Genomic DNA, 22,071 nt, shown 5'->3' with positions numbered 1-22,071 from the left:
CCCCGAGACATCCTGCAAGAGAACGTTTAAAAGATCGCGAGCACGCTCGGCTCTACAGGTTTGATGTGGGTGTAAGGCGTGGATTAATGCGAGTAGACGTACAGAGAGGAGCCCTAGAGCGAAGGCAAAGTGAGACGTTCGTCATGTTGCGAACGTGCAGGTCGAAACGGGGCCTGAGCCAGTGTTTGCACATCCTGGCGCTGCTATTGCTGTCAGCGCCAGTACGTAGCAGCTCAAACGACGGGAAAGTCGACCCACCCTCTACGTTGGTGAGACGCCACGCTCAGTTGTGACAAGTGCACGCCCCGCACGCCCTGGGTGATGTCCGGGATAGGCACAGCCGTGGCTTCACGCCATTTTTCGCCTGCATCCAGCGCCTGGGCAAAATCGGCGTACAACACGGCCAGTGCTTCCAGATAGCCTTCGCTATTGCCTGCCGGCAGGCTGGAGTCGATCAAGGTTTGCGGCATGTTGTCGGACTGACCGCGACGATAAATACGATCCGCCTCATTGGTCGGGGTGAACAGCAACGTCTCAGGCGCCTCCTGACGCCATTCAATCGACGCCTTGCTGCCGATGATCTTGAAGCGCAAGCCATTGCGGTGGCCTGGCGCGGCAAGGCTGGTCCACAACAAGCCATCCACGCCCCCTGCAAATTCCAGTTGCAGCACGTTGGTGTCGTCCATCTGCCAGCCGGGTACAGTCGATGTCAGCTTGGCGCTCAGTGCAGTGCACTGCAGGCCGCTCAAAAACTCCAGCATATTGAAGGCATGGGTGCCGATGTCACCCAGCGCAGCGGTTGGGCCAACTTTCGCCGGATCGCCCCGCCAGGCCAGACTTTTACTGAGTTGCTCGGCGCCAGGTGCCAGCCACTCCAGCAGGTATTCGACATACATGAAGCGAATATCGCCCAACTCACCGGCCTGAATACGCGCGCGTGCATCGCGCACCATCGGGTAGCCCTGATAGGTGTAGGTCAACGCCAAAAAGGTGTCGTGCTGCGCAGCGATTCGCTGCAACTCACGGGCTTGTGCCTCGGTGTTCACCAGAGGCTTGTCGCAGATCACTGGGATCCCGGCTTCGAGGAACAACTTGCACGGCAAAAAGTGCAGATGATTCGGGGTCACGACGATGACCGCCTCAAGACGATCTTCACGCGCAGCCTCAATGCGGGCCATTTCTTCGAAGCTGGCATACACCCGATCCGGCGCAACGCCCAAGGCATCGCCCGCTTCACGTGCAGTCTCAAGGTTTGATGAGAATGCGCCCGCGACAATCTCGTAGCGTTCACACAGGCGCATCGCGGCGCGGTGATAGCTGGCAAAAAAAGCGCCTCGCCCTCCTCCTACCATGCCGACCTTGATCTTGCGCTTGCCCGGAATATCACCGGTGAGTCTGGACATGCTGAATGCCTCCTGGGCTTGAAAGGGTTAGGAAACCTTGAGGTTGCGGCTTGCCTGTTGCGGCTTGAGTACGGGCTTGGGCTCGCGGCCGCCCATCAATGCCGGACCCAACACTGTGAGCAAGACAGTCAATACGAGCGGGACATAAAACAACGAGCCGATACCAAACGTGGTGACAACATAGGAGTAGGCAGCAGGCCCGCCCAACAGACCGGCAAAACCGACGCCATTGACGATGCCGACGTTACGCCCCGAGTTCGCAGGGTCGCGGCTGCCCGCAGCCGAAACAATCAAAGGTGCAACGCATGCCAAGCCCAAGCCTAACAAGGCAAATCCGGCCATGGCCAAATGCCCTTCATGACTCAAGGTCGACAGGCCGATGCCTGCGATCGACACCGCGCCACACGCGAACAGCATGGCAGCACGGCCAATGCGTTCTGCCAGCCAGTCCCCAGTCAAACGACCAATAAACCCGGCGCCAGTAAACAGGCTGATGCCCAGTCCGGCGGTAGAAATCCCCAGACCCGTTTCACGCATCAAAAACTCTTGGCCCCAATCGCTGACCGCGCTTTCACTAATCATCCCGGCAATCATCAAGGCGCCAAGGCCCACCATCAGCGCGGTCATCCAGATATCGGTGGGCGCGGTGTTCTTTTTTACCTCGTGTTCGACGGGCAACAACTCATCTTTGGCCAGCAACAAATGGCTCATCAACAGGCTCAACAGGGCCAGGGTTATTCCGGCAACAGTGAAAGGAATCACCGCACTTTCTTCGGACAAACCTGCCAGGTAACTGGCGAGGATGCCGAACACGAAGCCGCCCAGAGAAAAGAACGCATGGAACGAGGACATGATCGGGCGCTGGTAAAAGCGTTCTATTTGCACACCGTGAGCATTCAGCGCGGTGTCTGCCGCCCCGCGCAGGGCGCCCAGTGCGATGCCGAAAGCCATCGCAAACCAGTATTGGTCAGCCAGCCCGATCCCTATCAGCGATAACGGGTAAGCCAACAGTGTGTAGCGGATCACGGTGCGTGGGCCGAACATGTCGACCAGCTTGCCAACAACAAAGGCGCCAACCGTTGCGCCAACGGCGATCCCCAGGGCAACCATCCCAAAATCCAGGTCGCCAAGAGCGCCTTGCATGCCCAACTTGTTGCGAAACGCGCTAACCCCCACGGACCACGTATAAAAAAGCGCACCAATAATCATGAAGCCCAAAAAGTTGGCCAGCCGGGCGTTACGGATGCGCGGCGTGACGAGCGCGTTATTTCGTTTGTTGGTTAACATCGTTCACCTGTCATGGGCGTTGAACATCGCCCTTTTGTTGTTGTATGAGCGGCTTGATGCTGTAGACCGCTAAGCTGCAAAACGCCGGGGGATCCGTCCCGTAGAGCTTGAGTATCCTCAGTGTTCGACGACGACTCAATTTCGCAACTGACGTGCAGCTGACGCAACCTGAAGCACTCGAGCCTTGCGCGCGCCATAAAGACCAAGCCGCCCGTGCAAAGGCGTGGGCGGCTTGGTGGGCATTACTTCATGGTTGGCATCGAAAACTCGGCGCCTTCACGAAGGTTGGCGGATGGCCAACGCTGGGTAATGGTTTTACGGCGGGTGTAGAAACGAACACCATCGGGGCCGTAGGCATGCAGGTCGCCAAACAGCGAGCGCTTCCAGCCGCCGAAGCTGTGGGACGCCACGGGAACCGGCAACGGAATGTTGATACCGACCATGCCGACTTGAATGCGGTCGCTGAAGTAGCGTGCGGCTTCACCGTCACGGGTGTAAATGCAGGTGCCATTGCCGTATTCGTGGTCATTGATCAGTTGCATGGCTTCATCCATGGTATTGACCCGAATGACCTGCAATACCGGGCCGAAAATTTCGGCGCGATAACTTTCCATGTTCGCCGTCACCCCATCAATGAGTGTGGCACCGACGAAGAAGCCATTCTCATGACCGGCAACCTGAACATTGCGGCCATCGACCACAATCTTCGCGCCTTGCAGTTCAGCACTGTCAATGTAGCCGACGATCTTGTCCCGGTGCTGGGCGGTGATCACCGGCCCGAAGTCATTGCTGGCATCGTCAAAAGCACCAAACTTGAGACCTTGCATGGCCTCAGCCAATTTACCAACCAGCGCATCGGCGACCGCATCACCCACTGCGACCGCGACCGACAACGCCATGCAGCGCTCGCCCGAGGAGCCGAAGGCGGCTCCCAGTAACGAATTCACCGCATTGTCCAGATCGGCATCCGGCATCACGATCGCGTGGTTCTTGGCGCCGCCCAGCGCCTGACAGCGTTTGCCTTGGGCGCTGGCGGTGCGGTAGATGTATTCGGCAATCGGTGTCGAACCCACAAAGCTCATGGCCTGGACTCGCGGATCAAACAACAGCGCATCGACGGCTTCCTTGTCGCCATTGATCACACTCAACACACCCGGTGGCAGCCCGGCCTCGTGCAACAGTTGCGCGAGGTACAAGGTAGCGCTCGGGTCGCGTTCTGAGGGCTTGAGGATAAAGCAGTTGCCGCACACCAGCGCCATCGGCACCATCCACAACGGCACCATCACCGGGAAGTTGAACGGCGTCACGCCCGCCACAATGCCCAGCGATTGAAACTCGCTCCATGAGTCGATATTCGGGCCAACATTACGGCTGTGCTCGCCCTTGAGCAGTTCCGGCGCACCACAGGCGTATTCCACGTTTTCGATCCCGCGCAGCAACTCGCCTGCAGCGTCGTGGCTGATCTTGCCGTGCTCTTCGCCAATCAATGTGCAGATGTGCTGGGCGTTACTTTCCAGCAGTTCCTTGAAGCGGAACATGATGCGCGCCCGCTTGGCTGGCGGCGTGTCGCGCCATGCCGGGAATGCGGCTTCGGCCGCATCGATCGCCCTCTTCACGGTGGCCGTTGACGCCAGTGCAACATGGCGCTGAACGGCTCCGGTGGCCGGGTTGAATACCGGCGCCGTCGGGCCATCCGGGGTGACGATTTCGCCGTTGATCAAGTGTCCGATGATGCTCATAGGTGTCTCCAAAAAAATAAGGGGGCGTTGACGGGTAAGGGTTAAACCCAGAGGGATCGATACAGCGCGATCATCTCTTCAACACTCGGCATACGCGGGTTGTTGCCCGGCGAGCCCGACGCCAGCGCTTGCTCTGCCATGGTGCTGACGACCTGTTCAAAGCGCTGAAAGTCGACACCGAACTCGGCCAGGGTCGGCACCGACAGCTCGGTATTAATGGCCTCAAGGAACGACACCAGTTTTCTGCCCGCCAGCTCATCGCTGTCGCGGGCCAGTGCGGCACCTATTGCGCGAGCACATTGGGCGTAGCGCTCAGGGGCCGAGGGCAGCGACCAGGCGGTAATCGCAGGCAGCAACATGGCGTTTGAAAGCCCGTGCGGCACATGAAAGAACGCACCAATCGGGCGACTCATGCCATGCACCAGCGCAACCGAAGCGCATGAAAACGCGATGCCAGCCAGCGTTGCGCCGATCATCATGGCTTCGCGGGCCGACTCGTCCTTGCCATCGTGATAGGCCTTGCGCAAATTCGGCCCCAGGTAGGCCATGGCCGCCAATGCCTGGCTGTCGCTGTAAGGGCTGGCCTTGCGGCTGACATACGCCTCGATGGCATGGGTCAACGCATCAATACCGGTGTCGGCAGTGGCACGTGCTGGCAGGCTCAAGGTGAGCCTGTAGTCGATAAGGGCCGCGATCGGCATAAAGCCAATACCTGCACAGAGCAGTTTTTCGTCGGTGGTTTCGTCGGTAATGATTGTGAAACGTGTCACCTCCGACCCCGTACCGGCCGTGGTCGGGATGGCAATCAGAGGCAATCCGGCCTCGTTCACCTGACGCGGAAAACGGTAATCGCGAATGTGCCCGCCGTAGCGAGCCAGAATCGCCATCGCCTTGGCGCTATCGATGGGACTGCCGCCGCCGAGCGCCACAATGGCATCGAAGTCGCCCTCGCGCAGCCGCGCTACACCCGCCTCAATGGAAGCCGCTGTCGGCTCCGGGACCGTGTCGTCAAACACTTCGCCAACAATGCCGCGCGCCACAAGGATGTCGTGCAGGCGCTGGGCCTGGCCAAGTTTGACCATCATCTTGTCGGTGACGATCAAAGGCCGGCTGCACCCGAGTGCAGTCAGCACGTCGGGGAGCCGCTGGCTCGCATCGGCGCCCACTTCCAGGATGCGAGGCAAAATGACAGGTACTGACATGAAGCCACCTCATAATATTATTTATTGTTGTAAAACGAGACGAAATGTATCGTTATAAGAATATTATGTCGATAACAAAACAAAAAAAAGGAGCACCTCAGCGAGGTGCTCCTTTTCAGAAGAAGGTGAAATCAGATGTTTAATCGAGCGCTGCGGGCGCCTGCATCAGTTCGCGAAGCTGTTCTGCCGCCTCGCGCAGCGCGGGTTCAAAAGCCATGAGTTCCTTGAGGCTCTTGCGGATAGTCGGCGCGTGGGCATACAAGCAGGCGACCAGACGTCCCTCACGGTCCTTGACCGGCACCGAGCACGCCACCATGCCGTCGACAAACTCTTCATTGTCCACGCCCATCTCCTGTTGGCGTATGTGCTTGAGTTCTTCTTCAAGCAACTGCGCGTCAGTGATGGTGTTGCGGGCCATGCGTTTAAGCGCCAGGTTGTCGATGATCTGCAAGCGTCGGGTTTTAGCGAAACTACTGAGATAGAGCTTGCCGCTGGCGGTGCACCAGATTGGAACGTGCGCCCCGACCGGCAAGTGCAACTGCAATGGCCAACTGCTTTGGACGCGGTCGTAGTACACCATGTCGATGCCATCGGGCATGGCAATGCCACAGGTTTCATCGAGTGTTTCAGACAACTTGCGCAAAATCGCCTGCCGCTGGGCCTTGTGCCGCGCCGCGTGAATCACCCCCAGCGCGATGTGGTGCAGTCGCTCACTGGGCACAATGCCGCCGCGCAAGTTGGTTTGCAGGTAACCCTCTGCCTGAATCTGCTGCAACAAACGGTGGACACTGGGCTTGGGGATGTCCAGCAGATAGGCCAGGTCCGCCGGAGACAGCGCATGATCGGCCTGCACTACAGCTTCGATGATGTCCAAAGCGCGAGTAATGGAAGAACCTTTGTTACGGGAGTTCGGGCTATCGGTCATCTGGCAGCGGCCTGGCTTGAGAAGACAGCGATTTTTGCGCAACCCGGCAAAGATGTCTAACCACATGGATAAATCGTCAGCGCCCGTGCTTGACCCTCTGCCATGTTGATCTATCTGAAACAAATTTAAACAGGTGCGCTTACAGACGGTGCTTTACCCCGAAACAAAAGAAGTAGATCGTCATTCAAAACGCCCCCGCCTTACGATAATGACGTTTTGATAACTATAAGAAACCTGCCGAGGAGACCTGTTGATCATGGCTGTAACGACCGCCCTCTCACATGGAGAGCGACACCAAATGCGCAACGACCTTCAGGGTAATGTGCAAAAAAACCTCGCGACACTCGTCGAATCATGCCGTTCAGTGGCAGACATGTGCCGAAAGGTCGACATCAACCGCCAACAATTCAATAAGTACCTGGCGGGCCAGCATGTGCCGTCGCAGAAGATCCTGCAGAAAATTTCACGCTATTTCATGATGGAGGCCGAAGATCTTTTCCGCGAGCCGCCGGATTTCAAGAAATTCTACGAAGGCTTCGAAAACGAACTGCCCATCGGATTGCGCGCCTCGGCGCAGTTCAATCATTTCCTGCCACTGGCCAAGCAATCGGTCGGTTTGCTTGATGACTACCTGGGTGTTTATTACCGTTACCACAACTCGTCCATCTACAAAGGCCGAATCCTGCGCTCAGTGACCTGCTTGTACCAAGCGGAGTCCATGGTGCAGTACGTCACGATAGAGCGCTTTCCCCTGCTCGATGGCAGCGGCAAGATCGGCTACTCATTCACCTATCACGGTTTTTGCCTGTTACTGGGGGATCGTATTTTTCTGGTGGATTTCGAAGGCAAGCAGCGCAACGAAATCACCTTCTCGATCCTGACACCGCAACATCGCCGGCCTATTCGCTTTCTCTATGGCCTGGTCACGGGCGTGGCTTCCAGCTCGTTTCGCCAGCCATTTTCGACCCGCATGATGCTGGGCTATGCCGGTAAAGGCCTGATTCGTCGGCAACACCTGCGCAATGCCACGGTATTGTTGCCTAGCGATTTGTCGCTGCCCCTGGAAGTGCGCGAGTACATGACCGGTGACAACGCAACCATCATTTGGGGCGGACAGGACTGACCCTTGGGCTGACCGGAACTCGATTAACTGTGGTCAGCCCAATTGCCACCAACTTGGCAGCAACTGCTGCACCTTGGGCTCGGCAAAGCGGTCGTCGATTAAGAACAAAGTACCTTGGTCGCTCTGCGTGCGAATCACTCGCCCGGCGGCCTGTACCACTTTTTGTACCCCCGGATAGAGGTAGGTGTAGTCATAACCGGCGCCAAATAGCCCGGTCATACGCTTTTTGATCTGCTCGTTGACCGGATTCAGTTGTGCCAGGCCCAAGGTGGCGACAAACGCGCCAATCAACCGCGCGCCGGGCAAGTCGATGCCTTCGCCAAAGGCGCCGCCCAGCACCGCAAAACCAACACCTTGGCTCGACAAGGTGAATTGATCGAGAAACCCCTGACGCGCCACTTCATCCATGCCCCGCGATTGCAGCCACTGCGGCACATGCGGATAGCGCTCGGCGAGTAATTCAGCAATTTGTTGCAGGTAGTCAAAGCTGCTGAAAAACGCCAGATAGTTGCCGGGGCGCTGTTCAAACTGGCGAGCGATCAACTCTGCAATCGGCGCCAGCGACGCCTGGCGGTGCGCATAGCGGGTTGAGATCTGGCTGACCACCCGCACCGTCAGTTGCTCGGCACTAAACGGCGACTCGACGTCGATCCAGACCGTGTCAGCGGGCAGCCCCAGCAGATTGGAGTAATAGGTGCGCGGACTGAGCGTGGCCGAAAACAGCACATTACTCTGTGCGCTGGCCAGTCGCGGGCCGATAAACCCGGCCGGCACGATGTTGCGCAGATTGAGCTGCGACCAACGCTTTTGGGCACCGTCGCGCACGCTGACGTCGAATAAAAAATGGGGATCAAACAGCTCTGCAACCCGATTGAATTGCAGGGCTTCGAAGTAGAACGCTTGCAGGTTGCCCGAGAGTCCTTGCGGGTGATCATTGAGGTAGTCACCGATGGCTGTGATGCAGCCTGACAACGCGCTCAGCCATTTAGCCGGGAGTTGCGGGTGCACGTGGTAAGGTCCGACTTGGTCCTTGTGCAAAGCATTCCATTCCCGATTCAGGCGCTTGAAAGGCTTGTCGAGTGGCGCCGGGGCGTTTTGGCGCACGTTGTTGAGGGTTTGCTGATCAAGGCTGGCGCTGTACATCTGCCGTGCCCGTTCCACCAGATTGTGCGCTTCGTCCACCAGCGTTGCGACCCGCCACTGGTTGGCCTGACCCAAGCCATAAAGCAAGGCCGTAAAGTCGAAATAGTAGTTGTAGTCGGCGATCACCAGATCCGCCCAACGGGCCATTTCCTGACTCAGGTAGTACGGGCACACCTGATGCGCCAGGGCTACGCTGCGCAGTGTTTGCTGGTCCAGCGGTGATTGGCCAACCGCTGCTGCACGCGCAGCAGGCAAGCGATCATAGAAGCCCTTGGCCAACGGGCAGGCGTCGCCATTGCAGGCGTTCTGCGGGTATTCGCAGGCCTTGTCCCGTGCAACCAGCTCCAACACCCGCAGAGTAACGTCAGTGCCAGCAGGAAACAGGATCTGCGCCGCATCCAGGGCCAGCTTGCGGCCGGGGGTCTTGGCAGTCAGAAACAGCAGCTTGTCGAGTTGCTGCTTGGGCATGGCCTTGATCAAGGGGAACAAGGTGCCGATGGTTTTGCCAATTCCGGTGGGCGCTTGCGCCATCAGGCAGCGGCCACCGCTGGCGGTTTTGTATACCGCCTCGGCCAAGGCACGTTGCCCGGTACGAAACTGCGCATGAGGGAACGCCAACTGCTGCGCCGCGTCATCACGGGCCTGACGATGGCGCATCTCCTGTTCTGCCCACTCCAAAAACAGCGCGCATTGCTGATTGAAGAACTGCTCCAGATCGCCCGCGCTCCAGCGTTCCTGAATCCGGGTTTCCTTCTCGCTGACGATATCGAAATACACCAGCGCCAGATTGACCTCAGGCAATTGCAGGTTTTGGCACAGCAACCAGCCATAAATCCGGGCCTGAGCCCAGTGCAACTGGCGATGATTGGCCGGGATGGAGGCGAAGTCACCGCGAAAAGTTTTGACCTCTTCGAGCACGTTGCCCTGCGGGTCATATCCGTCGGCGCGACCGCGTACACTAAGGCTTTGGTACTGCCCTTCCAGACTCACCTCAGCCTGATAGCCGGCGCTGCGTCGCGAGGCCACAGTGCGATGCCCGGCGATGCCTTGCTGCGCGGTGGGCGACGGAGTAAATCGAAGGTCAAGGTCGCCGACCTTGGCCGTGAATTCACACAAGGCCCGCACGGCTACGCGATAGCTCAAGCGCCAGGTTCCTGCCATTGCACATAACACACGGTCACCGGCATTTGGTGCTGCTCGCACAGCGCCAGCCAGCGCAGTTGGTTGTCTTGCAGGCGGTCACCAGGTCCTTTGACTTCAATCATGCGGTAGGTTTTTTGCGCGGGCCAAAACTGAATCAGGTCGGGCATACCTGCGCGGTTGGTTTTAATGTCCTGCAGCAAACGTTGGAACCAGACTTTCAGGTGTTCCGGCGGCAGGCACAACAAGGCGTCTTCAAGCAGGCGCTCGCTCACGTAATCCCAGGCCACAAAAGGCGATTGCACACCAAATTTGGCGGCATAAGTGGCGCGGATGGTGTCCAGGTAATCGCCGCTATCCAACTGCGCCAGACAGGCGTCGAACAAAGCCGCCCGCCTTGGGTAGAAATCGTGCTCCAGCAAGTCGGCCGGGCCGCTTTGATAAGGGTGGAAAAAAGCGCCCGGTAAAGGCGCGAAAATGGCGGGCCAGCACAGCAGGCCGAATAAACCGTTTATCAGGGTGTTTTCTACGTAATACACCGGCGCCTCGGGAGCTTGCAGATGGCTCACCACTTTGAACTCAACTGACAGCGCTTCATTGTGCTCAAGGCTCAGGTCCAAACGCTCGATCGGCATGGCCTTGGGACGCGCACGTGCTGCCAGCCCCAGCTTGCGCCGCAGCCGAGGGAGCATACGCAGCAGTTGCTGCTCTTCGGCATCGCTGAAAGGCGCGTCTTCAGTGGGTTCCGTCAGGGCCATGGCCTGCGCGTACTCACCCAGCAGTTCAAGCACCCGAACTTTGCGTAGCCGCGCTTCTGAGTAGTCACTGTGTTGGTAAACCTGCAACGCCAGAACCAACGCCCCTGCCCGCTCGTGGTACTGCCCCAACTGGAACAACAAGCGTGCACGACGCCGTTGCAGCCAGCGATTGTCGGTGTGGTAGTCCAGAACGTGCGCCAACACCTCGTTAGCATCACCCCCCGCTTCAAACTGTTCGCGGCAGGCATAAAGGTGCAAGTAGCCGTCAATATCGGCCCGCGAGCGCAAGGCACGGGATTCGGGGCTGAAATCGACCTTCTCATAGTTAAACAACCCCAGATCGGCCAATACCAGGTCTGACCAGCCTTGGCTCAGGTTGCCAAAAAACATCAATCGCAAGCGATCACACAACGCACGATGGTTGAGGGTGTAAAGGTGCTCATCCAACGCCGGGTGCCATTCAGCCAGGCTCAGCGGCTGAGTGAAGTCGACGGCCAATTCCTCTAGCCATTCGCTCTTTTTACCTTTGGGTTTAGCGAGGTGTGGACCAAAACGGACAAGAATTTCGGGCTTGGTCAACACATCAAACACCTCGGCCAAGGCCAACGCTGCGTGATCATTCACCCAACCATGCGCTATAAGGGCTTTCGCAGCGCAACGCGTATCGCCGATCTCAGGGTAGTTCAGCTTACTGGCCCGAAAGTGCGTGCCTTTGCGCATTGCCATCCGGACCCACAAGGCTTGTGAAGCGCCCGGCAACTGTGCGAAACCGGCAATGAACTGTTGCTCGTCGGCATTCAAAACGTCCACGTACCGTCCGGCAACCCAATCGAGCACGTGCTGAAAGTTTTTAAGGTAATAAAGCGGGTCTTCGAGGGGATCGGAAATCACAGGCAGAACAAACCACTGGTTTTGGTTACTGGTTATGCATACAGATAGCAGTTAGCCCAGCGCTGTGGCAAATCCTATTGGATGAGCGGCCTCCTTTCACTGTGCCCGTCAGCCGAGCTGGCGGGCAGTGGATAGAGCCATTCAGGTTTGATTGTTCGGATCATGTACCCACAGCGCGGCAATCAGGGAGTTGCCGGACGTGAAATTTGTCTTTTGCATATTGAACAACACGCGAAGCGATGACAAAGGCAAGCCGCTCACCGATTCAAGCCACAGGGCGTCAGGGGTTGATACGCCGCTTGAGCTCATCAGGATCCGTCGAAGCTCATCGAGTGATTGCAGTTTTTCGGGGTAGCGGTGCTCTAGAAAAGCCTCGAGGCCATGCGCTTGCTCGACAAAAGGAGAGTACATGAAACACCCCAACTGCTCGTCGCTGACACCGTGTAACTCCCCCAGGTATTGCGTAACAGTCTTGCGCAATTTATCTATGCGCTTAGCCGTATTAAAGGTCCCCCCCAAGTGTTGTATCAGCTGACCTTTAAAGCACGCGCTAGTTTTATTTTCAATGGCGATGTAGCGCAAGTAAGCTTCCACCCCCACACGGTATTCAAGACCCTCCTGATAGATGCCGCGCAAGCCTTGCAAGTGCGCCGCCAATAACACAACTGCGGCTTGCGGCTCATCAATATCCAGTACCTTTATATTCCATGCGCCCTCAAAAAATATCAGCACCTTAGAATGAAAAATATCTATCTCGTAGGAGAGACAATCAAACACATTGATTACATTCACTTTATTAACAGCTTCTACTGCGTCGGACCTTATCGGTGCAGACAAGCACAATAAATGTTTATAGTCGTCGTCCAGTTTTGAACATAACTTCACGGCCCCCTCAAAGCCTTGAAAGTGCTGACCATTCAGTTCATGCCCCTGCTGTTTTGCGACCCGTTGTACCCACGCCATGTATTCGCTCAAGTGCTTGGGCGGCCGTCGGTCGATTAAAGCATCGACCTCCCCACCCCATTCGCAGGCACGGTGATAGAGCTTGGCGCGTGACAAAAAATCCGTGTAAAAGAACGTCGCGCGGACATCGCCCTGAGTGAGGTGCCCTGACATCAGCACTTGCGTTCGGTCTATCACCGGCTGGAGGTGCTCAAAGGCCGTCGGCCTGTGTTTATCCAAACGGTTTACCTGAGTCTCATCCACGAGCACTAACTCTACGCGCGGGTCGTCATACATAAACAACTCACTGCATTGGGTGTGTATCCGCTCCAAAACCTTGGCGGTCACTCGGGGTTGGCGCAATACGGCAATACGCAACACAAATGTCTCAGGCGTTCGGCCCGCAATACTGAGTTGAGCAGCCCGCAAAAAAGCCAACGTGTAGGCGCATTCTTTGCCGCCTTCATGCACCACCATGACCCGATAATTTCCAATACGCTCAACGCCCCCCGCTGCAACTAACAAGCGTTGTATAAGTAACTGCAAGGCAACACGCTCAGAGCGACTAAAGAAACCCAATAGCCGGTGCAGAACTTGCTGATAAACAAAACGCATGGCTTGTTCATGATAATTATTCATGGGCTATCCCTCCAATTAGAGCGCTGTATTATCAGCAGCCCTTCGGGGCACGCCCACACTTACCTCATCGGCACAGCCCATAACAGACGAGGATTACATACGCACAGGAATAGACCTACACAAAAGGCACACTCAATTGGATATTTATGTAATCAATGAACATCCAAACAAATCTGCCAGGGAGATCAAACATGCATCTGCCGCACTCGAATAAACGCAATCGAATAAATACGTTTAATGCTGCCCATACAAATACGCCCCTGAACCAGTCGTTCAAGGGCGGCATCATCATTCTTAGTGTGTTGAGTCTTGCAGGCTGCGTCAGCCCTCAAGCCGTGGTCAATTGCAACGCGACTCGGCCTCGGCATGGACAGGCGTCCATAAAGCGATGGGCTTCAACGAAGTTTTCAAACGGGAAGACTTTTACCTCCAGGGGCAGCAACAGACGGTCGGCAGTCAACTGATTGATCTCACACAAGGCCCGTTGTATAGCCACTTCGTCCTGAGCAATACCCAACTCCGGCTTGCCGGTGAAGTTGCCAATGCAGTGAACATAAAACTGAATATTTTTCTGAAAGCATTTCAGGGCGGGCAGTTGGGTTTGATTGCCACCTTGCAGGCCATACAAAACCAGGCTGCCGCGAGGTGCCAGTACATCACCCAGCACCGACATTTGGGGGCCCCCAAGACCGTCAAAAACCGCGTCCACACCTCTGCTATCGGTGATCTTGTTAATTTGCCTCTCCAAGTCTTGCTCTTCGGTCACGATCACGTGGTCGGCACCCAGGTTCAACAGGCAATCACGCTCTTCGCTTTCTTTAGTTGCCGCAATCACCTTGACGCCCAAGGCCTTGCCCAACTGCACAAACGAGGGGCCGGCACAGTGGCTGGCATCGGTAATAAGCACCGTTTGCCCAGGCTCGACCTTCGCCAGATCTTTGTACGCGAAATACGCGATCAGCACTGGCGTGTAATGAGTGCTGGCCTGAACCGGGGTCAAAATGTCCGGATAGCGCGTAAGGGCTGAGCGCGGCATCACAATCAGCTCGCCATACACAGGGTAGTCGTTGGCACTTTGAGCCGGAAAGCTGGCCACTTTGTCGCCTACCGACAAATCATCAACCCCCGCACCGACAGCGGTGACAACACCCGCCATTTCATGGCCGATACCCGCTGGCAAACGGGCCGGGCTAGGAGCCAGATTCTGCCGCCAGAGCACGTCATACCAGCTTATGCCGATCGCCTCGACACGCACCTGAACTTCGCCAGGCGCAGGCGCAGAGACGTGCTGCTCTTCAAGCGTGAGCACCTCAGCTGGGCCAAACTTGTGAAAACGGATCGTGCGCGACATCGCAAACCTCGCCTTGTTAATCGCTAATACCACGGGACTTTATCCGGGCTTTGTGCGCAAGACTAACAGACAGCATTAATAGTCGACATGCCTGTCATTGATCCGCAGACATTTTCTCGCCATGAAAAGGTGCTACGTGTACCTGTAAAAAAGAGGAAGTCCGCTTTTTTACGAGGCGACATCGTCAGCAGCAAACCAAGAAAGCCAATCTACCGAGTGACGATTTATCATCTTTGCCAGTAAGATCCCTTACCTGACTCCCCGTTGACCCTCCAGTGAAACCGCCAGATGAACCGTAACGACTTACGTCGCGTCGATCTGAACTTGCTGATCGTCTTCGAAACCTTGATGCATGAACGCAGCGTGACCCGTGCAGCCGAAAAACTTTTTCTGGGGCAGCCGGCGATCAGCGCTGCGTTGTCACGTCTGCGCAATCTGTTCGATGACCCTTTGTTCGTCCGCACAGGGCGCAGCATGGAGCCGACAGCGCGGGCGATTGAGATCTTCGCCTTGCTGTCACCGGCGCTGGACTCCATCTCCACCGCCGTCAGCCGTGCATCAGAGTTCAACCCCGCCACCAGTACGTCAGTGTTTCGCATTGGCTTATCTGATGACGTTGAGTTTGCGCTGCTGCCCCTGCTGCTCAAACGCTTGCGCGCAGAAGCGCCCGGCATCGTTTTAGTGGTTCGACGGGTCAACTACATCCTGATGCCACCGCTGTTGGCGTCGGGCGAAATATCGGTGGGCGTCAGCTACACCAACGACCTGCCCGCCAATGCCAAGCGCAAAGTGCTGCGACGCAGTAAATCCAAGCTATTGCGGGCTGACACCATGCCTGGCGCACTGAGCCTGGATGACTTCTGCGAGCGCCCGCATGCCTTGGTCTCATTCGCCGGTGACTTAAGCGGCTTTATCGACACCGAACTGGAAAAAATGGGCCGCAAACGTCACGTCGTGCTGGCCGTTCCACAGTTCAACGGCCTTAGCACCTTGCTGGCCGGCACCGACATTATTGCCACCGTCCCTGACTACACCGCCGAAGCGCTGACGGCCGCAGGCGGCGTACGCGCAGAAGACCCTCCACTGGACACCCAGGCCTTTGAGCTGCACATGGCCTGGCGCGGAGCTCAGGACAACGATCCGGGTGAGCGCTGGTTGCGGTCGCGGATTCAGATGTTTTTTGGGGATCCGGACAGTCTTTGACAGAAGCGTCTTGAACCGCTCTGGAATGCCTGTTTCAGACGGTTTTCAAGGTCCTTTTTGATCCGCTGCCATCCGTCGAATCCTGCTGAAACCCACTCACTCTGGGGGCATATTTGGGGGCACATCTGCCACTAACACTTTTATCATTTTCAACAAGAACACCTCGTTCGTTATCAAATTTAAGTGAGCATTAGCGTTTTCGCACTCACCGGTTTACTTTTTTCACGTACCATCCCCTTCTCGTTATCATTTTTAAGCTCTCGTTAGGGGATTCGACCATGCAAGTAGGCTTCAAGGCACTTGCCGATCGCTACGGCATCGCGCTTGCACAACCCCTGCGCGTCGAATCGGTGATTGGTACGACACGCAAGAGCCGCGAGAGCAATGGGCATGTCGAAAACACGTATCCCGCCAGTTACCAGCCAGAGGACGACTTCGCGGGACATTTCGGATTTGGTCTCAAGTACGAAGAAATTCACCTCGAGTTTTTCGCCCGTCTGTTTACAGTTGTTGGCCCAGAGCACATCGAAGCCTGGTGCCGGCAAGCGCCCTTTGGCCAATATGCCCGCCGCACTGGGTTCCTCTACGAGTGGCTGACCGGACAGCATCTGGATGTGCCAGATGTCACCAATGGCGGCTATGTCGATGCCGTTTCATCGCAGCAGTATCTGACCCGCGTTGAGCCACTGCGTATACGCCGCTGGCGCATCAACGATAACCTGCCCGGCGTGTCGGCGTTCTGCCCCTTGGTTCGTCGTACCGAGACGGTACAGCAAGCACTGCAATTTGACCTGGATGCGGCACTGCGCGAGCTGAACCAAACCTTTGGCGCCGACATCCTGATGCGCACAGCCAGTTGGCTGACGCTCAAGGAGTCACGTGCGAGTTTTTTGATCGAGAAGGAGTCAGACAAGGGCGACAGGATCCAGCGGTTTGCCCAGGTGATCGCCAAGTACTGTGGCCATATCGAGGATCCGTTGAGCAACGACAGTCTGCACACGTTGCAAGCCGGTATTTTGGGTCATGAGGCCGTCGGGCTGGGCCTGCGACGCTCGCCGGTATTCGTGGGACAGGCGACCATGCGCGAGGACATCGTGCACTACATTGCGCCGCCATTCGAGGCGCTGGCGCAACTGCTCGATGGCCTTAAAGCATTCGAGCTGGCCACGCGGGGCGCCGAGCCGCTGGCCCGGGCAGCGGCACTCGCCTTCGCCTTTGTGTACATCCACCCCATGCGGGACGGCAATGGTCGGATCCACCGCTTCCTGATCAACGACACCCTGATCCGCGATAAAGCAGTGCCTGATGGCGTGATCCTGCCGGTGTCGGCCACCATCACGAGTTCGATCGATTTTCGGGCGCGCTACGATCGTACGCTGGAGGTGTTTTCGCGGCCATTCATGCAACGCTACGCAGCGTCCTATCGGTTTGGCGAACTCGTCGTCTATGAGGACGGCACCTCGAGCAACCTGGTCTTCGATGACTATGACGACGCGCAATTTGCATGGCGCTATCCCGATTTGACCGAACACGTCCTGTACACGGCACAGGTCGTGGCGCATACGGTCCGTACCGAGATGGCCGATGAGGCTCGCGTGCTGGTGATTTTCCAGCGCGCTCAAGAGCGACTCAAAGAGATGATGGAAATGCCGGATCAGGACGCAACCCGCATCATTCGCTCTCTCAAGGAAAACGGCTGGCAGGTATCTGGCAAATTGAAGAAAGCGTATCCGCAGCTGGAGGACACTCACCGGGCGGAACGTGTTGTGGAAGCCGTGCGCTGCGCATTCGAAGAACGATAAGTGGGGAGCGGTGAAAAGCGGCATCCGCTTGATGTGATACCGCTTACTAAAGGTTCGCTTTGAATCGAGGATGCCGAACCTGGCAAGCACTGCGTACCGACCAGTTTCGATTGGAGATCCATCCACTTCCAGTGAATTGCTACATTGGGGGCCTATCTGAGGGGATGTTGCGCAAGAAACGCTCAAGTACATTTTTTGTGATCATTACTGTGTAAATGTCTGCCTGCATGAGCCCATGCACCCATTCGCACGTGGCAGCGGTAAAGACCTCACCTCGACCTTTGTGGAAGTGCACCACCATGCCGGCTCCACGGCTGTGCAAAGCAATGCTGGCGTCGCTAAGGTCGGGCGCCAGGATGGAAGCACGAAACCGGGCATCGCCGTCGCCGAGCATGAATGAATAGACATCCTCGGACCGGCCATGCTCGGCATTGGTCGCCCAGCCCATTGCGAGAATCTGCAATCCGCTGGGCGCTCCGTCTGTGCCGAGCGGTTCTGGAAGGCCGTCGACGAACGTGTATTCGAGGCCATCCACTTCATAGCCAAAGATGTTGGCTTCGTCTGCGAACATGTCCGCGTAGCCGAGGCCCGTCCCCATAAACGCCCAGTGCTCTGGCCTGAAGACTGTGTATCCGCGCGGGTTGCGCGGTGCCATTCCCCCAAAGCTTGCGTATATCCCGCGCAGAGCATTCACCCCGAACGTCGATGCCCCAGGGTAATTCACCCTCGGATCTTCCCAGGCCCCCGTTAGCCGATGAGGCTCGGTAGCCGCCACAGGATCAAGAGCGCCGGCATCGTACTTGTAGGCCACCTGCCGCCGACCCTCATCCTCCAGACGAATCTGCCACATAAAATTGCCGGCGAATCGCGCGACCTTGCCGCCCCCCTCGACAAAGGCGTCGACATGGTCGCGCATCTCCCGCGTCCAGTACTCGTCGTGCCCAACGAAGACGGCGCAGGCGTAGTCCTCCAGCGCGTGCGGGTCGTGATGCAAATCGTCCTGGGTCAGGATATGCACCGTATAACCCTGCTGTTCGGCCCAGACCACAAAAGGTCTCTCGAAAGAAGCCCAGCCCGCCAGCGCGTAGTACTTGGCGTAACCGTTAAGGCCAGCCCATTCGATGAACTCATAGCGCGCTGGCCCTGGCTTGCGGGGCCGGGTCGCGTTGACGCAGCGTGGCGCATCGTCCGGTAGCCACACCTGCCCTCGCGCCCAGGGGCGCTGTGCCGACAGCAACGGTGAGCGGCCACGCGGCGTGCCGGAGTGAAGGCCAAAGTAATGATTGGCACCGCCCCAGTCGTTGTAAGCGGCCCACGTTGATGTGGCCGCGACGAGTACCAAGGCATCGGCACGCTTGCGCAACGCCTTGACGATAAACAGATGATGCCCGAGGACGCTGCCAGCACCGTCCCGTACTTCTACGATATAGCCACCCTGCTCGGCATCAGCCGGGATCGACCATTGCATGAAGACTGGCCAGTGGCAGCCATGCTCATAGGCGCGTTCGGGTATGGGGTGGAATCGAGCATCAAGACTGCCGGTGGTATGCAGCGTGTGGGCAATGGCGCCGTCGCGATAGATCCTGAGCCGCACGTGTGGGCAGTTCGACGACAGATAAAGACAAACCGAATCACCTGGGCTATAGGCGCGACGATCCGAATAGCACCAGGCCGCCGCCGGGCCTGATTCTGAAGGCACTTCAACCCAGGTCTCGCGTGCGGCCTGACGTGGCCCTGAAGTCTGGCTGACGGTCACATTCGCGCCGGGTCGTTCACCTCGTACAGCGGGGGTTTTGAGGTCTGTGGAATTCATTGATTCGTACTCCTTTATTCGGCTGATTCGGCGGATCGACCCGCCAAGGTATTGACCCCGACTCGAGCGCCAGGCGCCTCGATATGCGCAAGGTCGATGCCCGCCGTTTCGTCGATCAGAAACCCTGCCAGGACGGTGACCACGCCCAACCCGATGACATAGCTGACGTACAGATAGCCAAGGTCGGCGCCGCTCAGATAGTTGTGCAGATAGGGCGCAGTGCCGCCAAAGATCGCCACGGACACCGACGAGACCAAGCCGACGCCTTGGGCCCGTGCCTGGGTGGGTACCTGCTCGGAGAGCACCGCGGGGAAAATCGCCGCGATCAACGACCAGGCGCCGAGCCCCAGCACCTGGGCCAGGAACAGCGTGTAGGGTTCAGTGGTCACCATTATCGAGATGGGATAGGTGAGTACGATCACGCCCAGGCCCCAGGCGATGACCATGGGTCGGCGGCCTACCCGATCGGACAACATCCCGCAGACCGGCAACCAGCACACACAGAGGATCTGCGCGAGAAGACTGGCCACATAAGCACCCGTGGCGTCCATGCCTTGGGCAATCGCCGTCGAAGCACCGAACGTGACCCAGGCGTAGTAAGTGACATTGGCGGCCGCAGCCAGCATGACGATGTTACGCGCAACGCGCAGCATCTCCCCCGTGGACAGCTTGCGCGGCGGCCGCGCTTGCCCCTGCTGCGCTACAAACACATGGGACTCCTGCGCACCGCGGCGCAAGAACAGTGCGTAAATACCGAGCACTCCACCCATGGCGAAGCCTATCCTCCAGCCGTAGTCACCCATGGCCTGCGCGCCCAGCAGCCAGGTAAGCGTCGCCGCCACGGCCGTCGCCGCCATCACCCCTAGCGTCACCCCCACATAGACCGAACTCGACCATAAGCCACGGTGTTTGCTTGGGGCGATCTCGGCGACATAGGTGTAGGAAACCCCTGTCTCTCCACCATGGGCGAGCCCCTGCATGAGCCGGAAAAACAACAGCGCGCCCGAGGCATACAGGCCGATGCTCTGGTAGTCAGGAATAAGCGCGATGCCCAGGCTGCTGATCGCAAGCAGCAGCATGGTGAGTACCATGATGGTCCGACGCCCCAGCCGGTCGCTCAGTCGGCCAAACAACCACCCGCCGATAGGCCGTGCGACAAATCCACCCGCAAACACAGCCAGGGTTGCGAGCATCGCCGAGCGCGCATCGGTCTTGTCGAACAGATTGCTGGCCAAGTACACCGAAAAGGTTGCGTACAGGGTCCAGTCAAACCATTCGAGCGCATTGCCGATACCTGCCGCGCGCAACGATTTGAGGCGTCCTTGGTGAGACGTCGTATTGTTCATGGGTTACTTCCTGATTGGATGGGATCGAAGCGATTTGGCAAATCGGATCAAAGGTGCAGCGCGGGATTGGGCTGGCTAACGCCATGGGCAGAAGGGACGCGGACCCGCAGCGCAATCAGCAGCGCGGCCAGCAACATCAGCACGGCCGCCGCGATGAATACGCCTGCGCTGCCACCGAAGCTGAACACTGCACCGCCAGCGGCGGCGCCCGTTGCGATGGCGGACTGCACAGAGGCCACCACCATGCCTCCGGCGCTTTCCGCCTGATCAGGTACCGCACCGGCAACCCAGTTCGACCACGCCACCGGCACCCCACCAAAGGCCAAGCCCCAGATCGCCAGGAGTATCGCCTGCCCCGGCAACGATGCCGGCAACAGCACCAACGCCAGAGCTGCAACGCCGACCAGTGCGGGCATCAACACCAGAGTGGCCAGCGGGTGGTGCTCCAGCAGCCTCCCGGCCAACAGCGTGCCGACGAAGTTGGCCACACCGAACCCCAGCAACATCAGTGACAGCCCTTGCGCGCCAATGCCGGTCGTCCCTTCAAGGAATGGCCGAACATAGGTGAACATCGCAAAGTGCCCGCTGTGCACCAGCACACAACCGAACATCCCCATGGCGATGCCTGGGCGCTGCAACACCTCTAAAACAGTGCGCAGCCTTGCCGGCCGACGCGGCGCGAGGCGCGGCAGCGTGAACGACTGAAACGCCAGGGTCACCATGCCAACTGCCGCCGCGGCAAAGAACGCGCTGCGCCAGCCATACAGCCCGCCCAGATAGCTGCCCAGCGGCACTGCAACGACCGTCCCGATGGCAATGCCGCTGAAAATGATCGATAGCGCCCGGGGCAATAGAGCACTCGGCACCAACCGCATCGCGACCGCCGCAGCCATGCTCCAGAACCCGCCAAGGGCAATACCCAGCAAGATGCGCATCAACAACAGCACCGCAAAGCTGGAAGAAACGGCGACCAATAAATTGGAAGCGACCATCAACGTGGAAAACCCCAGCAACACCCAACGCCGATCGATGCTGCGGGTCAGGCCTGGCACCAACAAGCCGGCGAACAGCGCGACGACGGCTGTCACCGTTACCGCCTGGCCAGCCAGCGCTTCGGACACTCCCAGGTCGGTCGCCATCAGCGTCAACAAACTGGCCGGTAGGTACTCAGCGGTCAGTAACCCAAACACCCCCATTGCCAACGAAAAGACGGCCATCCACGCGGGCGTTGCAGGCTCTACATCCAAGCCGACGCCAGGATCGCGTTCGGGTACGGCATTACAGATACAGTCATTCATTGCACGGATCTCCAAATCTTTATGGCGAGCCGCAGTCTAGGCGCCGGAATCCGGATGATCTATGAT

At 57.9% G+C, this 22,071-nt stretch carries 15 protein-coding genes; 3 read left to right on the top strand and 12 right to left on the bottom strand.

Annotation, left to right across the window (positions count from 1 at the left end; translation table 11 throughout):
- Positions 1-233: 233 nt before the first annotated feature.
- From RHM56_RS11820 to RHM56_RS11800, 5 genes are all read right to left on the bottom strand, one after another.
- Positions 234-1,403, bottom strand: coding sequence for a Gfo/Idh/MocA family oxidoreductase (locus RHM56_RS11820; RefSeq protein ID WP_322241387.1), 1,170 nt, complete (start codon positions 1,401-1,403; stop codon positions 234-236).
- Between the two features lie 27 nt (positions 1,404-1,430).
- Entirely contained in the window at positions 1,431-2,690 is a 1,260-nt protein-coding gene (locus RHM56_RS11815; protein WP_322241386.1) for an MFS transporter, read from the bottom strand.
- A gap of 242 nt (positions 2,691-2,932) precedes the next feature.
- Positions 2,933-4,429 (bottom strand): CoA-acylating methylmalonate-semialdehyde dehydrogenase, encoded by a 1,497-nt coding sequence (locus tag RHM56_RS11810; protein ID WP_322241385.1) that lies wholly within the window; start codon positions 4,427-4,429, stop codon positions 2,933-2,935.
- A 41-nt stretch (positions 4,430-4,470) separates the two neighbouring features.
- Positions 4,471-5,631 carry an iron-containing alcohol dehydrogenase gene (locus RHM56_RS11805; RefSeq protein WP_322241384.1) on the bottom strand — a complete coding sequence of 387 codons (1,161 nt, stop codon included), beginning with the start codon at positions 5,629-5,631 and terminating at the stop codon, positions 4,471-4,473.
- Positions 5,632-5,770: 139 nt separating this feature from the next.
- On the bottom strand, positions 5,771-6,556 hold the full coding sequence (locus tag RHM56_RS11800; protein WP_322241761.1) for an IclR family transcriptional regulator: 786 nt from the start codon (positions 6,554-6,556) through the stop codon (positions 5,771-5,773).
- Positions 6,557-6,854: 298 nt separating this feature from the next.
- Between RHM56_RS11800 and RHM56_RS11795 the strand changes: the two genes are divergently transcribed.
- A complete protein-coding gene (locus RHM56_RS11795; RefSeq protein ID WP_322241383.1) occupies positions 6,855-7,679 on the top strand; it encodes a helix-turn-helix transcriptional regulator in 825 nt (274 codons plus the stop codon).
- A 33-nt stretch (positions 7,680-7,712) separates the two neighbouring features.
- On the opposite strand, the gene RHM56_RS11790 is transcribed toward RHM56_RS11795, so the two are convergent.
- The 4 genes from RHM56_RS11790 to RHM56_RS11775 form a co-directional block, all read right to left on the bottom strand.
- Positions 7,713-9,965, bottom strand: a complete 2,253-nt coding sequence (locus RHM56_RS11790) for an ATP-dependent DNA helicase (protein WP_322241382.1) — start codon at positions 9,963-9,965, stop codon at positions 7,713-7,715.
- Positions 9,962-11,611: a VRR-NUC domain-containing protein gene (locus tag RHM56_RS11785; protein ID WP_322241381.1), complete on the bottom strand. Its 1,650-nt coding sequence runs from the start codon at positions 11,609-11,611 to the stop codon at positions 9,962-9,964. The genes RHM56_RS11790 and RHM56_RS11785 overlap by 4 nt, the downstream gene beginning before the upstream one ends.
- A gap of 141 nt (positions 11,612-11,752) precedes the next feature.
- Positions 11,753-13,192: a hypothetical protein gene (locus RHM56_RS11780; protein WP_322241380.1), complete on the bottom strand. Its 1,440-nt coding sequence runs from the start codon at positions 13,190-13,192 to the stop codon at positions 11,753-11,755.
- 328 nt (positions 13,193-13,520) lie between these two features.
- Entirely contained in the window at positions 13,521-14,543 is a 1,023-nt protein-coding gene (locus RHM56_RS11775) for a zinc-dependent alcohol dehydrogenase family protein (protein ID WP_322241379.1), read from the bottom strand.
- Between the two features lie 288 nt (positions 14,544-14,831).
- Here RHM56_RS11775 and RHM56_RS11770 point away from each other — a divergent pair, with 288 nt between their 5' ends.
- The gene (locus RHM56_RS11770) at positions 14,832-15,746 is read left to right on the top strand and encodes a LysR family transcriptional regulator (protein WP_322241378.1); all 915 of its coding nucleotides are present in this window, start codon (positions 14,832-14,834) and stop codon (positions 15,744-15,746) included.
- A 278-nt stretch (positions 15,747-16,024) separates the two neighbouring features.
- A complete protein-coding gene (locus RHM56_RS11765; RefSeq protein ID WP_322241376.1) occupies positions 16,025-17,548 on the top strand; it encodes a Fic family protein in 1,524 nt (507 codons plus the stop codon).
- Positions 17,549-17,687: 139 nt separating this feature from the next.
- Here RHM56_RS11765 and RHM56_RS11760 read toward each other — a convergent pair whose 3' ends face one another.
- The 3 genes from RHM56_RS11760 to RHM56_RS11750 are packed head-to-tail and all read right to left on the bottom strand — an operon-like array spanning position 17,688 to position 22,005.
- The gene (locus RHM56_RS11760) at positions 17,688-19,361 is read right to left on the bottom strand and encodes a N,N-dimethylformamidase beta subunit family domain-containing protein (protein WP_322241375.1); all 1,674 of its coding nucleotides are present in this window, start codon (positions 19,359-19,361) and stop codon (positions 17,688-17,690) included.
- Positions 19,362-19,375: 14 nt separating this feature from the next.
- Positions 19,376-20,707 carry an MFS transporter gene (locus RHM56_RS11755; RefSeq protein ID WP_322241373.1) on the bottom strand — a complete coding sequence of 444 codons (1,332 nt, stop codon included), beginning with the start codon at positions 20,705-20,707 and terminating at the stop codon, positions 19,376-19,378.
- 47 nt (positions 20,708-20,754) lie between these two features.
- On the bottom strand, positions 20,755-22,005 hold the full coding sequence (locus RHM56_RS11750; protein WP_322241372.1) for an MFS transporter: 1,251 nt from the start codon (positions 22,003-22,005) through the stop codon (positions 20,755-20,757).
- Between the last annotated feature and the right edge of the window lie 66 nt (positions 22,006-22,071).

The organism is Pseudomonas sp. CCC3.1, assembly GCF_034347405.1.
GTDB lineage: Bacteria > Pseudomonadota > Gammaproteobacteria > Pseudomonadales > Pseudomonadaceae > Aquipseudomonas.
Note: the sequence above shows the minus strand (reverse complement) of the source record. Positions and strands in the feature narration are given on the sequence as shown.